This is a genomic window from Halomonas sp. 1513, from assembly GCA_001971685.1.
GTDB lineage: Bacteria > Pseudomonadota > Gammaproteobacteria > Pseudomonadales > Halomonadaceae > Franzmannia.
Window position 1 is genome coordinate 1254239 of sequence record CP019326.1, and the last position, 14325, is coordinate 1268563.

Annotated in this window: 8 protein-coding genes, 1 tRNA gene and 3 pseudogenes; 5 read left to right on the plus strand and 7 right to left on the minus strand. The window is 62.9% G+C overall.

Annotated elements, in window-relative coordinates:
- Positions 1-20: 20 nt before the first annotated feature.
- From BWR19_05755 to BWR19_05785, 7 genes and pseudogenes are all read right to left on the minus strand, one after another.
- Positions 21-1670 carry a hypothetical protein gene (locus BWR19_05755; GenBank protein APX94914.1) on the minus strand — a complete coding sequence of 550 codons (1650 nt, stop codon included), beginning with the start codon at positions 1668-1670 and terminating at the stop codon, positions 21-23.
- A gap of 18 nt (positions 1671-1688) precedes the next feature.
- Positions 1689-2063: pseudogene (locus BWR19_05760) on the minus strand (hypothetical protein).
- Positions 2064-2948: 885 nt separating this feature from the next.
- A pseudogene (locus BWR19_05765) lies at positions 2949-3302 on the minus strand (hypothetical protein).
- Between the two features lie 48 nt (positions 3303-3350).
- Positions 3351-3671 (minus strand): annotated as a pseudogene (locus tag BWR19_05770) (hypothetical protein).
- Between the two features lie 126 nt (positions 3672-3797).
- Positions 3798-5483, minus strand: a complete 1686-nt coding sequence (locus BWR19_05775; protein APX92487.1) for a hypothetical protein — start codon at positions 5481-5483, stop codon at positions 3798-3800.
- A 594-nt stretch (positions 5484-6077) separates the two neighbouring features.
- Positions 6078-6154: transfer RNA gene (locus BWR19_05780), tRNA-Arg, on the minus strand.
- A gap of 49 nt (positions 6155-6203) precedes the next feature.
- Positions 6204-8279, minus strand: a complete 2076-nt coding sequence (locus BWR19_05785; protein ID APX92488.1) for a hypothetical protein — start codon at positions 8277-8279, stop codon at positions 6204-6206.
- A gap of 163 nt (positions 8280-8442) precedes the next feature.
- On the opposite strand from BWR19_05785, the gene BWR19_05790 reads away from it, so the two are divergent.
- The 5 genes from BWR19_05790 to BWR19_05810 all read left to right on the plus strand — a co-directional run bounded on the left by BWR19_05790 (position 8443) and on the right by BWR19_05810 (position 14318).
- Positions 8443-9978 carry an amidase gene (locus tag BWR19_05790; GenBank protein APX92489.1) on the plus strand — a complete coding sequence of 512 codons (1536 nt, stop codon included), beginning with the start codon at positions 8443-8445 and terminating at the stop codon, positions 9976-9978.
- A 33-nt stretch (positions 9979-10011) separates the two neighbouring features.
- Positions 10012-10836, plus strand: coding sequence for an SAM-dependent methyltransferase (locus tag BWR19_05795; GenBank protein APX92490.1), 825 nt, complete (start codon positions 10012-10014; stop codon positions 10834-10836).
- Positions 10833-11825, plus strand: a complete 993-nt coding sequence (locus tag BWR19_05800; protein ID APX92491.1) for a 16S rRNA methyltransferase — start codon at positions 10833-10835, stop codon at positions 11823-11825. The genes BWR19_05795 and BWR19_05800 overlap by 4 nt, the downstream gene beginning before the upstream one ends.
- Before the next feature lie 197 nt (positions 11826-12022).
- Positions 12023-12868 (plus strand): hypothetical protein, encoded by an 846-nt coding sequence (locus BWR19_05805; GenBank protein ID APX92492.1) that lies wholly within the window; start codon positions 12023-12025, stop codon positions 12866-12868.
- A gap of 43 nt (positions 12869-12911) precedes the next feature.
- Positions 12912-14318 (plus strand): hypothetical protein, encoded by a 1407-nt coding sequence (locus tag BWR19_05810; protein APX92493.1) that lies wholly within the window; start codon positions 12912-12914, stop codon positions 14316-14318.
- Positions 14319-14325: the final 7 nt, after the last annotated feature.

Consider the following 14325-nt stretch of genomic DNA (forward strand, 5'->3'; position numbering starts at 1 on the left):
GTGAAACCCGGTGCGGCTCGTCATTGGCGGGATGAGATATCCTCAAGATAGCGCTCTAGGTCGCCAGCCGGCAATGGCCGGCTGAAGAGATAGCCCTGGAAGACAGCGCAGTGCTCCTGCATCAGAAAATCCTGGATTTCCACGGTCTCGACGCCCTCGGCCAGCACCTCGAGCCCCAGGCTGTGAGCCAGCGCGATGATGGTCTGGACGATGGCGACGTCGTCGCTGTCGTTAGGGAGGTTGTGTACAAAGCTCTGGTCGATCTTGAGCACGTCGAGCGGTAGCTGCTTGAGATAGGCAAGCGACGAGTAGCCAGTACCGAAGTCATCCAGGGCAAAGCTGATGTCCAAGCGGCGCAGGATGTTCATTTTCGCCACGGTCTGTTCGATATCCTCGAGAAGAAGCGTCTCGGTCACTTCCAGTTGCAACCTGGCGGGATCGATACCGGTCTCGTTGATGATGGCGATGACGTCATCGACGAAGCAGCGCTCATGGAACTGTCTTGCACTGACGTTGACTGAGATCACCATGTCACCCAGGATGCCGCGCGCGGCCCAATCGGCCATCTGCTCGCACACCTTTCTCAAGACCGTCCGGCCAAGTGCGCCGATCAGTCCGGTTTCCTCAGCGATGGGAATGAATTCACCGGGTGAGATGATGCCTTGCTCATGGTGGAGCCAGCGCACCAGCGCCTCGGCGCCCACACAGCGTCCTGCACGATCCATCTTGGGCTGAAAATAGGGGATGAACTCCTGAGTCTCGATGCCCGCCAGGATGTTACTTTCAAGCCATGCCCTTGCATTTGCCTGTGCCTGAAGCTGGGGGTTGAACATACTCACTGCGTTGCGGCCGCGGTGCTTGACGTCATACAGAGCGAGGTCGAGACGCTTCATCACCTCTTCCGGGTGGTCGCCCCTCGGCTCCACCAGTGTGACGCCGATGCTGCAGGTACGCTGCATGCCAAGGTTCTCATCGGTGTAGGGCTCGCCGAGCATGGTGCGGACCCGGTCGGCAACACGCTGCAGCTCAAGAACGGCGTCTTCACGGGACGGGCCGAGATTCTGGATCAGCAGCGTGAACTCATCGCCTCCCAGGCGTGCGGCAAGCACCCCTTCTTCCTCTAGGGATTCTAGGCGACCGGCAACGGCTCGGAGCAGTTTGTCGCCTCGGCCATGACCCAGGGTGTCGTTCAGGACCTTGAAATGGTCGAGATCGATGAGCATCACCCCAGCGTATGTCAGGTGCTCTTTGCTGGCCTCAATGAGCTCGTCAAGGCGTTTCTGGAAGAGCCGTCTATTGGGGAGGTGCGTCAGGGAATCATGGTAGGCCAGGAACTCGATTTGATCGGCGCTTCTTTTTCGCTCTGTCACATCGCGGAAGTAGACAGCAAGGCCTTCATGGGACGGGTAGATGTGCATTTCAAACCAGGTGTCGAGAGACGCACAGAAGTACTCGAAGTGTCGAGTCGTGCGCTCGGCCATGGCCAGGCGATATTCTGCACCCGCGCTGGAGGCGATGGCTTCGGGAAACATCTTCCAGATGCTTTGCTCAAGGACAGTTTCTCTCGACTTGCGCAGCAGATGCTCCGCCTCGAGATTGAAATACCTGAAATGCCACTGCCGGTCCAGGGTAAAGAAACCGTCGGTGATGCTCTCCAGCGTCTGGCTCAGGGTTTTGGCCACCTGGGTAAGCTCTTCCTCCAATACCTTACGGTCCTGGATATCCAGCGCGCTGCCATACCATTTGTGTACCTGGCCTGCCTCATCGCGAACCGGCACGGCATTGGTGCGATACCAGCGGTAGTCGTTGTCGCGCTTATGATGTATTCGAAGGTCAATATCGTACGGTTGCTGACTGGCGACGGCATTACCCCATGTCTGCCTGCATCGATCGACGTCATCGGGATGCAGCGCCTTGATCCAGCCATCCTGAGGGAGCATATCATTGGTTATGCCGGTGACCTCGACAAAGCGTCGATTGGCATAGTCCAGTTGCCCCTGAGCGTCGGCCGTCCAGACGATAGTGGGCATGGCATCGGCGAGTTGCCGGAACTGCTCGTGACTATGAACCAGGCGCTGCTCGACGTTGCGCTGGACGGTGATGTCCTGAAAGGCGCCCTGAACCGTGAATGCCTCTCCGGGCGTTTCCTCGGCAGCGGCACCGATGACCCTGACCAGGCGGCGATTGCCTCTGGCAGTGAGTATCTCGGCTTCCTCGTCGAAGGGCGTGCCGGTGGTGGCGCAGGCGTCAACGCGTGACGCGATTCGCGCCCGATACTCAGGCAGATAGAAGGCAAGCCCCTCGTCGCCGGTCAATGCGTAGCCGGGAGGCAGTTCATGGATAGCGCAAACCTCGTCCGACCAGCGAACCTCCTTGCCCTGCGGGTCATAGCTCCAACTACCCAGGTGAGCCAGGCGTCCCGCGATTGAGCGCAGGTGAGCGTCATGCAGCCGCGCCCTGGCGTCATGCGCCTGACGGGTTGCAGAAGCCAAGGTATGGGCAAGGCTCGAAAGCCCTTGCAGCCACCCCTCACCGAGTGTCAGTTGGCCACATCGGAACACGTACAACAGGCCCCAGCAGCGGTCGGGTTCTTGTACTGGGACACACAGGGTCTGGATCGGTAACCCCTCGTGTTCCAGGGCTGCATGCAGCATGGGGGGGAACTCACCGATGACGATCTCTTTCGTCTCCACAGTACGTTCAGCCAGGGCGTCGCGACCCACCGGCAGGGAGTCGGGCCAGGCTATCTCCAGCGTGCTGCTGGTGGCGGCTACCACCTTACCTTGCTCGGGTGAGGGGAGCAGTTCGACCAACAAGCTCGCTTCGAAGCCGAAGGCCTCGATGGCAAGCGCCACGGTCTGTTGATAAAGCGTGTCAAGGGTCGCGCCCTGTAGTGCCGACTCCCCTATGGCTGCCAGACCGACCTGTAGTCGGGAGTGAAACGCCATTGCCTGTTCTGTTTGCTTACGCTCGCTGATGTCACTCACGGAGGCCAGAAAGTGTGTCACGCCCTCGATCACGACAGGGGCCAGGCCGACTTCCAGGGGAAATAGGCTGCCGTCCTGGCGCTTGCCTTGAAGTTCTCGTTCAGACCCCATTTGGCGGGTCGCTGGTGACTGTGCAAAGTCCCGTCGATGACGGGCGTGCGTCGCCCTCAGTTCGTCTGGCACCAGCGCGTCGATCGACTGTTCCCGGAGCTCACCCCGCGAGTAGCCGAAGATCTGCTCGGCGACGCAATTGGCGGTTTCGATGATGCCGCCGGGGCCCACCAGCATGATGCCTACCGGTGCTGCTTCGAGTATCGCTTGCATGTGTCGCAGGCGAGCCGAGTCCTGGTTGACGACGCGCTGGACGGAGACCAAGAGAACGGTGTCGCCGGCGTCATCCTTCACATGGGAGATGCTCCACTCGACCTGATACGGCGTGCCGTCCTTGCGATAATTGATGGTGGAACCGATAAAGGGCTCCTGACGCACGAGTGACTCGCGCATCGCTTGCAGGACGTTCGAGTCGGTATCTGGGCCCTGCAGAAGTCGAGGTGACTGCCCGAGAAGTTCCCCCTCGCGGTAGCCGGTCATGTTACAAAAAGCGGGATTGGCAAAGAGGATGCGTGGACCGGGCAGGTCCAGCTCGGCGGTGGTCACGATCACCGCATCGGGCGAGTCGCGCATGGCAGCTTCGAATAGCGAATTGCGACACGCATGGAGGGCAGGATCAACGGATATGTTCACGACAATTCCCTATGGGCTAAGAGAGCGGCGTGGCCAGCGTCGAAAACAAGGCCCGTGACAGACATATCAGCACTTCTCGTTAGTCGTAAAAGAGGACCACTCACCTGCGGCAGCGGAGGGCGCTGAGTGTGCCCGCAACGCCGGGTGTGACGTGGCCGAGGAGAGGTCGATTTCTGCTGACAGTTCCCTGCCGGATGGTTTGGTGCGGAACGCGCGTATCGCATTGACGAGCTGAATCGTTTGGCTTTCTAATGCTTGAGTTGCAGTGTTGGTTGACTGTAATTGCAGCGCATTGTGCTGAAGGCTCTGCTCCATCTGGTTGATGGCATCACCGATCTGTGAGATGCCATGGCTTTGTTCACGCGAGGCGGACGTGATCTCTTCCATGATGTCGTTGACCTGACGGCTTGCCGTCACCACTCGGTTGATGGCGGTCTCGGTTTCAGCCACTACCTTGGACCCTTTCTCGATCTCTTGATTGGATATGTTGATGAGCCGATGCACCTCCTTGGCCGCCTCTGAGGACCGGCTTGCCAGGTTCCGCACTTCGCCAGCGACGACGGCGAAACCGCGGCCTTGCTCTCCGGCACGGGCGGCCTCGACCGAGGCGTTAAGTGCGAGAATGTTAGTCTGAAAGGCAATGGCGTCTATCACCGACACCATGTCGGCCATCTGCTTGGCGCTAGCGGTAATCGCTGACATACGTTGAACGACGTGATTCATGGCCTCGCCCGCGGACTCGACCTCCTGGACATTGGAGAGTGACAGGCCACTGGCTTGATGCGCATTATCAGAATTTTGCCTCACGGTTGCCGTCAGTTCTTCGCTGCTGGCAGCGGTCTGCTGAACGGATGCCGCCAGGTCATCACTTCGCCTGCCGATTTCCTCGTTGCTGATTCGAATATCCGATACTGCTGGCCGCACCCTGTCGATACCGGCATTCACGTCATCGACGATGCCACCCAGCCCCTTTTTCATGGCAGACAGCGCCTCCATCAACTCACCGATGGCGTCATGATCATGATCAGGCACCTTTACCGTGAGGTTGCCGGCAGCCACTTGCAGCACGAAACGCCGCGACTCGCTCATGGCCTTCGACACCCGTCGTTGCTGGGTAACACCGAGCAAAATGACGCCAATGATCGCCATGCCGGCCAGGGCGCGGATAGCAAGTTCGTACTCTTGCAAGCCATGTGGGATGGCCAGGGCCATAATGCTGGCGACGGAAAACGCGAGCAGCCAATAGATATGGGCCTTGGTAGACCCCCAGTTGACACGCCAGATGGCGGGCAGTAGGCCTCGACGCAGTATGTGGCCGCGTTGAAGCCTATACCGCTTACCGGCTCCCTCACGCCATTCCCTATATACACGTTCCGCCTGTTCTACTTCCCGACGCTCTGGGCGAGCCCTGAGGGAGGCGTAGCCAATAACTTTCCCATCCTCTTGGATAGGCACTACATTGGCGCGCACCCAGTAATGGTCGCCGTTCTTGCAACGGTTCTTGACCAGTCCATTCCAAACCCGACCCTGTTTGATGGTGCTCCAGAAATCCGCGAAGGCGGCAGGGGGCATGTCGGGATGGCGAACCAGGTTGTGGTCGGCATTGATCAACTCATCCAAAGTGAAACCACTTATCCTAACAAAGGCTGGATTGGCATAAGTAATCTTGCCTTGAAGATTGGTTCGCGAAATAAGTAAGTCAGAGTCGCTCAGTTGTAGTTCTTTCTGCGTGACGGGGAGGTTGTTTCTCATATCAGACCCTTACTTTTTAGCTGCATATTCTAAAGGGATGGTTTTTGGTTTTTTAAGTCATGTAATACTTTCAGGTGAGACGCCTAGCCAATCTACTTTGTAGATAAGCATTAAAGCTTGTCCTGGGTCAAGAAAATAGAATATTAACGACTCATGTTTCAAATGGGCTGAATGTAAGGTGGGCTTTGTCACATGCGAATATGAGCTGACACGTAGTCGTCGTATTTGTATTGTAATAGTACATATGGCCTTTGAATTGCAGTATTTACCATGTCCGGGGCCTTCTGTTGGCCCACATGGGTCATGATTCACAAACTGTCCAGGTGAGAAATAACCTAATATTCAATGAATTAGCCATAAGGGCGGCTGCTTTGGATGTCGATGTCGCCTTGTGGCCCAGGAATCAAAAAATTGGTCTTGGCGAATGACTTGCAGGTGAGCTTAACAGGTATTGTTAGGGCGTATGAAGAATGGCTGTGAGGGTAGGCGAGTGTGTGTCGGACGCGATTTGGATCGAAGATGTAACCTGTTGAGTTTTACAACATATTGTAAAAATCTATGAGGCTGGAATTAAAGCCAAATTTGAGAAATAACTGGCGCCCCCTTCAGGATTCGAACCTGAGACCTATCCCTTAGGAGGGGATTGCTCTATCCAGCTGAGCTAAGGGGGCGTGGACGCGCATTATAAGCCTCTGATGCTGCAAGATAAACCCATGCCGTTCAGCGCTTGAGGGAAAACGTCGGCGATGCGGGCTCATCGAGGTAGCGGGCGTACATCGCCGCCTCGTCCATGGGCCTGCCGATATGGAAGCCTTGACCGAGGTCGCAGCCCATGGCGCTCAAGGCCTCGAGCTGGGTCTGGCTCTCGATGCCTTCGGCCAGCACGCTGCGCTGCATGGCGTGCCCCATGTGGATGATGCCGCTGATGAACTGCTGGCGGTCCTGGCGGACCTCGACGTGGCGGGTGGCCATGCGGTCGATCTTGATGGTGGTCAGCGGCAGCTGGCTGGCGTAGGTGATCGATGAGATACCGGTGCCGAAATCGTCGAGGGCGATCTTGGCGCCCATCCCGCGGGCTTCCTGCAGCAGGCTACTGGCCAGTTCCAGTTCGTGGAACTGGGTCGACTCGAGCACCTCGGCGACCAGGAAGGGCTCATCGAGGGCATACTTGGCGCGGGCCGCCGACAGCGCCTCGAGAAAGGCCCCGGTCTCGATCTGGTCCTGTGACAGGTTGACGGCGATCATCACCCGATGGCCGGCATCGCGGAAACGCCGCGCGACGCGTCCGGCCTGGTCGACCAGCCAGCGGCCGAAAGGCAGGCTCAGCGACGACTGGGTGATCACATCGATGAAGTGCTCGGGGCCGAGCACGCCCTTGACGGGATGCTGCCAGCGCGCCAGTGCCTCGAAGCCGACGATCTCGAGGCGCTTCAGGTCGAGTATCGGCTGGAAGTGGAGCACGATCTCGTCGGCCTCGAACGCCGCCTTGACCCGCGAATAGGCATCCTGAGTGGTGTGGATGCTGTCGACGCTCTCGGCGAAGGCGATGCGGTTCTTGCCCAGCTGCTTGGCGTCGTACATGGCGGCGTCGGCCGCGTCGAGCAGAGCGCTGCAGCTCAACTGATGATCGGTGGTGAAGGCGATGCCGATCGAGGCCGAGATCTCGACCCGCTGGCCGTTGTCGAGTTCGAATACCTGGGTCAGGTCGTCGAGCACTTTTTCCGCCACCTTGCCGGCCTTGGCCTGGGTGCCGAGCCCGCCCAGCGCAATCACGAACTCGTCGCCGCCGAAGCGCGCGGTGAGGTCGTTGGCACGCATCAGGCGCTTCAGGCGTCGGCTGATCTCTACCAGCAGCTCGTCGCCGCTTGCGTGGCCGAAGGTGTCGTTGATCGGCTTGAAGTCGTCGAGGTCGAGGAACAGCACCGCCAGGCCGCTCTGGGTGAACTCCAGGCTGGCCAGCTGACGCTCGAGTAGCGTATTGAAGTGCTCGCGGTTGAACAGGCCGGTGAGCGGGTCGTAGCTGGCCATGCGCTCGAGCCGAGCCTGATTGAGCCGCCGCTGGGTGATGTCGCGAAACACGCCGATGTAGTTGACGATCTCGCCGCTCTCGTCGCGGATCGCCGAGATCGTGGTGTTCTCGATCAGCTGGCTGCCATCCTTGCGGGTGTTCCAGATATCGCCGGTCCAGTAGCCGCGCTCTGCCACGGCGGCGAACATGCTCTGATAGAACCCCGAGTCGTGCTTGCCCGACGACAGCAGGTTGGGCTTCTTGCCCAGCACCTCCTCCTGACGGTAGCCGGTCAGCTCGCTGAACGCGGGGTTGGTGTCGATGATGCGCTTGTCGGCATCGGTGACCAGGATGCCGTCATGGGTATTGCGAAACACCGCATCGGCGAGCTTCATGCGCCGATGCGCGTGCTCACGCTCGGTGACGTCGCGCTGAATGCCGACCAGATAGCGGCGCCCGCCCTGGCTGAACAGCGGCGCTAGGCTGAGCTCGTTCCAGAACGCCGTGCCGTCCTTGCGACGATTCTCGACGGTCACCGTCACCGGCCGATCCTCGTCCATGGCGCGGCGAATCGCGGCGAGTGCCGCGGGGTCGGTACTATGGCTCTGCAGCATGCGGCACGACTGGCCGATGACCTCTTCGTAGCGATAGCCGGTGAGGCGTTCGAACTCGCGATTGACGAACAGTAGCGGGCATTCGCGACGTTCGCCGTCGGCGATGGAGATGGCCAGCCCCGGGATATCGAGCAGACTGGCAAGAGAGGCAGGCAAGGCGGCAGGGTGGCCCAATAGTGTGTCCTAGTCCAAGCGTAAGTAATTGTAGTGAGTTCTTATGTAATCAGGGTGTTGCGCGCCGCGCATGGTAAAACATTACGGCCGTTGGATGAAGGCGTTGCCCCGCTGTATATGATCCATGTCATGCTTTGGCATTGCGGCAGCATCGGGAGGAGCTATGCAACAGGACGACTACCAGCGCTACGACGCCACCGGCTTGAGTGAGCTGATTCGCCGCAGAGAGGTTAGCCGCGAGGAGGTGATCTCGGCCGCCAGCACGCTGATCGAGGCCGCCAACCCGAGCCTTGGTGCAGTGGTGCGCACGCGCTTCGACAAGGCCCGCGAAGAGCTTGCGCGGGTTCCCGTCGAGGCGCCGTTTGCCGGCGTGCCGCTGTTCACCAAGGATCTGCTGATGGCGATCCAGGGCGAACCCATGGCCTGCGGCTCCGCGGCACTGCGCGAGTGGCGCGCCGCCGAGGATTCGACCCTGGTCAGCCGGCTGCGTCAGGCGGGGTTTGCCATCCTCGGTCAGACCGCGACCCCGGAGCTGGGCCTGATGGGCATTACCGAGCCCAAGGCCTTCCCCCATCCGCGCAATCCCTGGGATCCCGAGCGCTCGCCGGGCGGCTCCAGCGGCGGGGCTGCCGCCGCGGTGGCCGCCGGGCTGGTGCCGCTGGCCATGGCCGGCGACGGCGGCGGTTCGATCCGCATTCCGGCCAGCTACTGCGGCCTGTTCGGCTTCAAACCGTCGCGCGGGCGCGTGCCGCTGGGGCCGATGTACGCCGAGGTGTGGGAGGGCGCGGTGGTTGAGCACGCCGTGACCCGCAGCGTGCGCGACAGCGCTGCGCTGCTCGATCATATCAACGGCATGGACAGCGGGGCGCCCATGCCGCTGGTGCATGAGTCGGGGTTTCTCGACGCGACCCGTCGGCCACCCGCACGCTTGCGTATTGCGGTCTCGCTGGGTGAGCCGCTGGGTCGCTCGTTGGGCAGCGTGCTCGATCCTCAGGTCAGGCAGGCCATCGAGGCCACTGCCGAACGACTCGAGGGGCTCGGCCACCACGTCGAGTGGTGCGACCCGCCGGTGGATGGCGAGGCGCTGGCCGACAGCTACCTGACCCTTTATCTCGGCCATCTGGCGGCGGACCTGGCCTGGATCGCTGAGCAGACCGGCGTGGCGGTGGGCAAGCTCGATATCGAGCCCTCGACCCGCGCCGTTGGCCGCCTGGGGCGCCAGCTCAAGGCTCGCGACTATGTGCTCGGCAAGCGCCACTGGAACCGCGTTGCACGGGACATGGGCGACTTCCACCAGCGCTATGACCTGCTGCTGATGCCGGTGGCCGCGGGTACGGCGCCGCGTCTCGGCGAGCTCTATCCCACGCCAGATCGCGAGCGGGTGATGTCGCTGCTGGCCCTGCCGGGCGTGCCCCAGTTGGCGCTCAAGCTCGGTCTGCTCAAGCGCCTGGCCAGCGATGCCCTGCGCCATACGCCCTATACCCAGCTCGCCAATCTCACCGGCCAGCCGGCGATGTCGCTGCCGCTACACGTCACCCCCGGTGGCCTGCCAGTCGGCGTGCAGGTGCTGGGCGCGATGGGCGACGACCGTCGCCTGCTGCAGCTGGCGGCGCAGCTCGAGGGTGAGGTTCGCTGGGCCGAGCGGCTGCCGCGGCCGTGGCCGCCTGGCGCGGATGACCCAGCCCCGGCGGAGGGCTAGAATGCGCTCTCCACGCCTCTACCCGGACCTTTGATGGCCTCTCGACTCACCGGCCCCGCGCCTGCGCCGCTCTCCGCCCACGGCGACCGCCACTTCGACGGCCTGGCCGAGAAGTTCGCCGCCAGCCTCTATGGCCATCCGCGGGGCGAGCTGCGCCTGACGCTGCTCGATCATCTGCTGCCCGAGCTGCTGGATCTGGAGCGGCAGCCGGTGCTCGACGTCGGCGCCGGGCTCGGCCAGATGGGCGCCTGGTTCGCGCGCCGCGGCCACGCCGTGACGCTCAGCGAGCCAGCCACCGAGATGCTCGACGCGGCGCGCCGGCTGCTGGGTGAAGAGACGCTTGCCCCGGCCCCACGGTTTATGGCGCTGCCGCTGCAGGCACTGCCCGAGCAGGCCCCTGGGCCCTGGCCGCTGATCGTCTGCCACGCGGTACTCGAGTGGCTGGGCGACCCGCGCCGGGCGCTGCATACCCTGAGCGGTCTGCTGGCGCCGGGCGGTCAACTCAGCCTGATGGTGTTCAATCGCGATGCGCTGCGGCTGTCGAACATCGTCAAGGGCAATCTCGACAAGGCGCTGGCCGACCGGCTGGCCGGTACCGGTCAGCGCCAGCGGCTGACGCCGATCTCGCCCATCGCCCACGCTGAGGTGGTCGAGTGGGCGGGGGAGTGCGGCCTCGACGTCGAAGGCACCGCCGGAATTCGCGTCTTCCACGATTATCTGCGCCAGCGCGACCCCGATCCCGAGACGCTGGCCAAGCTCACCGCCCTGGAGCTGCGCCACTGCCGTGATGACGCCTACTGGCGGCTGGGGCGCTATCTGCTCTACACCCTGCGTAAGCCCGAGGAGCCCACTGCATGACCGCCGAGACCCCCGTCTGCCAGCTGCTGGCACGCCAGGATCACGACTACCGCGACTGGCTGTGGGTGGCGCCGCCGCGTGACGCCTGGCTGGAGAGCGGCAGCGGCCGGCTGCTCTCCGCCGACCACGGCGTGCTGGCCGCCTGGCGAACACAGGGGCGACCGGCCTGTGGCCCCTTCGACGCCTGGGGTGAGCCGCCGGGCGCGGTGCTGTTCTGGCCCAAGAGCCACGCGCTGGGCGAGTGGTGGCTGCTGGCGCTGTGCCAGCAGCTGCCGGCGGGCACGCCGCTGCAGGTGGTGGGCGAGAACAGTGGCGGCGTGAAGCGTGCCCTCAAGGTGCTGGCGGCGCTGGGCCTGGGCTGCCGCAAGCGCGACAGTGCGCGGCGCTGCACCCTGTTCGAAACCCGCCTGGGGGCTGTCTCGCTGGACCCCGAGCTCGCCTGGCAGCGTTTCGCGGCGGCGGGGCTCACCCTGGTCAGCCACCCCGGGGTGTTTGGCCACGGCAAGCTCGACGACGGCACCCGGCTGCTGCTCGAGGTTCTCGAGCAGCAGCCCGACTGGGCCGCCCGGCGAGTCCTCGACGTGGGCTGCGGCGACGGCATTCTCGCCGCCTGGCTGGCCAGCCGCGGCGCCGAGGTGCGCGCGGTGGATATCAATGCCTTCGCGGTGGAGGCCGCGCGTCGCTCCCTGGCCGCCAACCAACTGATCGGTGAGGTCATCGGCAGCGACGTCTACGATGCCCTGCCCGACACTTCGCGCTTCGATGCGATCGTCAGCAACCCGCCGTTTCATCAGGAGCGCGACATCGACTATGGCCCGGCGGCGCGGCTGATCGGCGAGGCCCCGGTGCGCCTCACGGCGGGCGGCAGCCTGACCCTGGTGGCCAACGCTTTCCTGCCCTATCCGGCGCTTCTCGAACGGGCCTTCGGCAGCTTCGAGATCCTCGCCGATGATCGACGCTTTCGGGTCTATCGGGCTACCCAACGCTAGGGAAATACGTCATCAGGGATGTCTGGGACAGGCCCATGAGGAGGTTTCGAAGCCGAATCGTTGGCATCTCTGTATGCTGACCCATAGACAGCATTCCTGCCGCCGGGATGAGGTTTCTGGTCTACGCTGATCAGTGCGACCCGACAGGCTCCTGGGCGAGTGGATATTGTCAATGGGGCCTCTGATTGGAGGCTGTCATGTCGATTCGACTAACCGACTCCCTGCGCCGCGAGTACGAGCAGCTTTTCGAGAGTTGCGAGATCCTTGCCAAGCGCCAGGCCGAGGTAGAGCGCTGCGTCGACCGGCTGCTATCCCACCGCGACCGCTACCGGGCGGTGACCGAGCGGCGCGGGGTGCCCTGGCACTTCGTGGCGCTGGTGCATAGCATGGAATCCGACAGCAGTTTTCGCTGCCATCTGCACAACGGTGACCCGCTCACAGCGCGCACCGTTCGGGTGCCCGCTGGCCGGCCGAAACGCGGTAGCCCGCCTTTTGAGTGGGAGGTGAGCGCCGCCGATGCCATGGCCCTGAAGCGTCTGGATGGCGACACCGACTGGAGCCTGGCCGGCACCCTCTACCAGCTCGAGCGCTACAACGGCTGGGGCTATCGGCTCTACCACCCGCATGTGCTGTCGCCCTACCTGTGGAGTTTCTCGACGCACTACACCAGCGGCCGCTACGTGGCCGATGGTCGCTGGTCCGACAGTGCCGTCTCGCGGCAGTGCGGTGCCGCGGTGATGCTGCGGCGACTGGTCGAGCGTGGCGAGACGGACCTGGCCGACCAGCCGGCGGCGACGCTTTACGCCGAGCTGGACGCCAAGCCAGCCACTGACAAGGGCAGCCAGCGCCCCCTGGTGTCTCGCCACCGCATGCGGCGCAGCCGCCGCGACGCCGAGACCGAGAAGGCTCAGCGGCTGCAGCGCTGGCTGACCAGCTTCCCAGGCATCTTCCTCAAGGCCGATGGGATCCCCGGGGATCGCACCTCCGACGCCTACTGCCTGGTGACCGGGCACTACTTGCCCGGCGATCCGCGCGCTGAGTGAGTCGCCGGATCGCGCCGAAATACAAAAATAGTGAGGCCGTGTCATGAGCCATCGTCCCCTGGTACTGCTGCATGGCTGGAACGACGAGGGCAGTTCCTTCGAAAGGCTGGTCGGGCATCTGCGCAAGCGGCTGGGTCCCGGGCGTATTCGACGCATCGCCATCGGTGATTATCTCTCCAAGGATGACGCCCTGCGCTTCGATGATCTGCAGGCGGCTCTGGATCGCGCCTGGACCGCCCATGGCCTGCCGCGGGACGTGGCCAGCGTTGACCTCATCGTACACTCCACCGGGGGGCTGGTGATCCGTGACTGGCTGGTGCGTCACTTCGCCCCCGATGCCGTCCCGGTCAAGCATCTGGTGATGCTCGCGCCGGCCAACTTCGGCTCGCCGCTGGCCCACATGGGCCGTTCGATGCTGGGGCGTATCACCAATGGCTTCTTCAGCCGTCAGGCGGGGCAGGCGGTGTTGGAGACCGGGGCCAATATCCTGCGCGGCCTGGAGCTGGCCAGCCCCTTCAGCTGGGCATTGGCCATGCAGGATCGTTTCGCCGAGGGCGAGGGCATGTATGTCCCCGGTCGGATCCTGTGCACCGTGCTGTGCGGCAATACCGGCTACGGCGGCATCCGCTCATTGGCCAACGAGGAGGGCGGCGACGGCACCGTCCGGCTGGCCACGGCGAACCTCAACTGCGGTCATATGCAAATCGCCTTCCGCGAAAAGCAGCGCGACAGTGGCCGAGTCACCGTGCCCGAGGTGGTCGACTACCGGCCGTCCAGCGGACGCTGTGCCTTTCGGATTCTCGATGGCCTGGATCACTCGGCGATCAAGCTCGACGCCGCCGAAAGCCGACTGAGCGGTGGCCAGAAGGAGACTCTGGCGCTGATCGAGCGCGCCCTGACCATCGATGACGATGCCTTCGACGCCTTCTGTGATGAGTGCGAGGCGGCCAACCAGCAGCTGACCCGCCAGCCGGGGGACAGGCGCGGCAAACCGGGCTTCCAGAATACCGTGGTTCGCGTGCGCGACCAGTTCGACGTGCCGGTGGTGGACTATCTGATCGAGTTCTACGACCCTCGCCGCCCCGACGGCGGCGGGCTGGCGCGAACCATTCACGAGTCGGCGATTCGCAAGGTGCACAACTACCGGGCAGACCCCTCGCTGCGTAGCCTGTATATCGACACAAACCGACTGTGTGAGACCGTCGAGCGAGCCGATACTCGGCTGGGCATGTCGATCACCGCCGAGCCGATGCTGGATGAGGACGAGCACAATGCCCGTTACACCCCGGTGGGGTTTCGCACCCTGGCCGACGAGGACATCGAAGATCTCTGCCTGGACGTCGACCAGCTGAGAGCACTGTTCCAGCCTCATCGCACTCTGCTGGTGGATATCTGCCTACACCGTTCCCAGGCCGACAACGTGTTCCGACTGAACGATCCGCAAGACTGACTGGCTG

What these genes read in the sequence shown, in the direction of transcription:
- BWR19_05775 (APX92487.1), bottom strand. Translation starts at nt 5,483, where the DNA reads ATGAGAAACAACCTCCCCGTCACGCAGAAAGAACTACAACTGAGCGAC.
- BWR19_05790 (APX92489.1), top strand. Translation starts at nt 8,443, where the DNA reads ATGCAACAGGACGACTACCAGCGCTACGACGCCACCGGCTTGAGTGAG.
- BWR19_05795 (APX92490.1), top strand. Translation starts at nt 10,012, where the DNA reads ATGGCCTCTCGACTCACCGGCCCCGCGCCTGCGCCGCTCTCCGCCCAC.
- BWR19_05800 (APX92491.1), top strand. Translation starts at nt 10,833, where the DNA reads ATGACCGCCGAGACCCCCGTCTGCCAGCTGCTGGCACGCCAGGATCAC.
- BWR19_05805 (APX92492.1), top strand. Translation starts at nt 12,023, where the DNA reads ATGTCGATTCGACTAACCGACTCCCTGCGCCGCGAGTACGAGCAGCTT.
- BWR19_05810 (APX92493.1), top strand. Translation starts at nt 12,912, where the DNA reads ATGAGCCATCGTCCCCTGGTACTGCTGCATGGCTGGAACGACGAGGGC.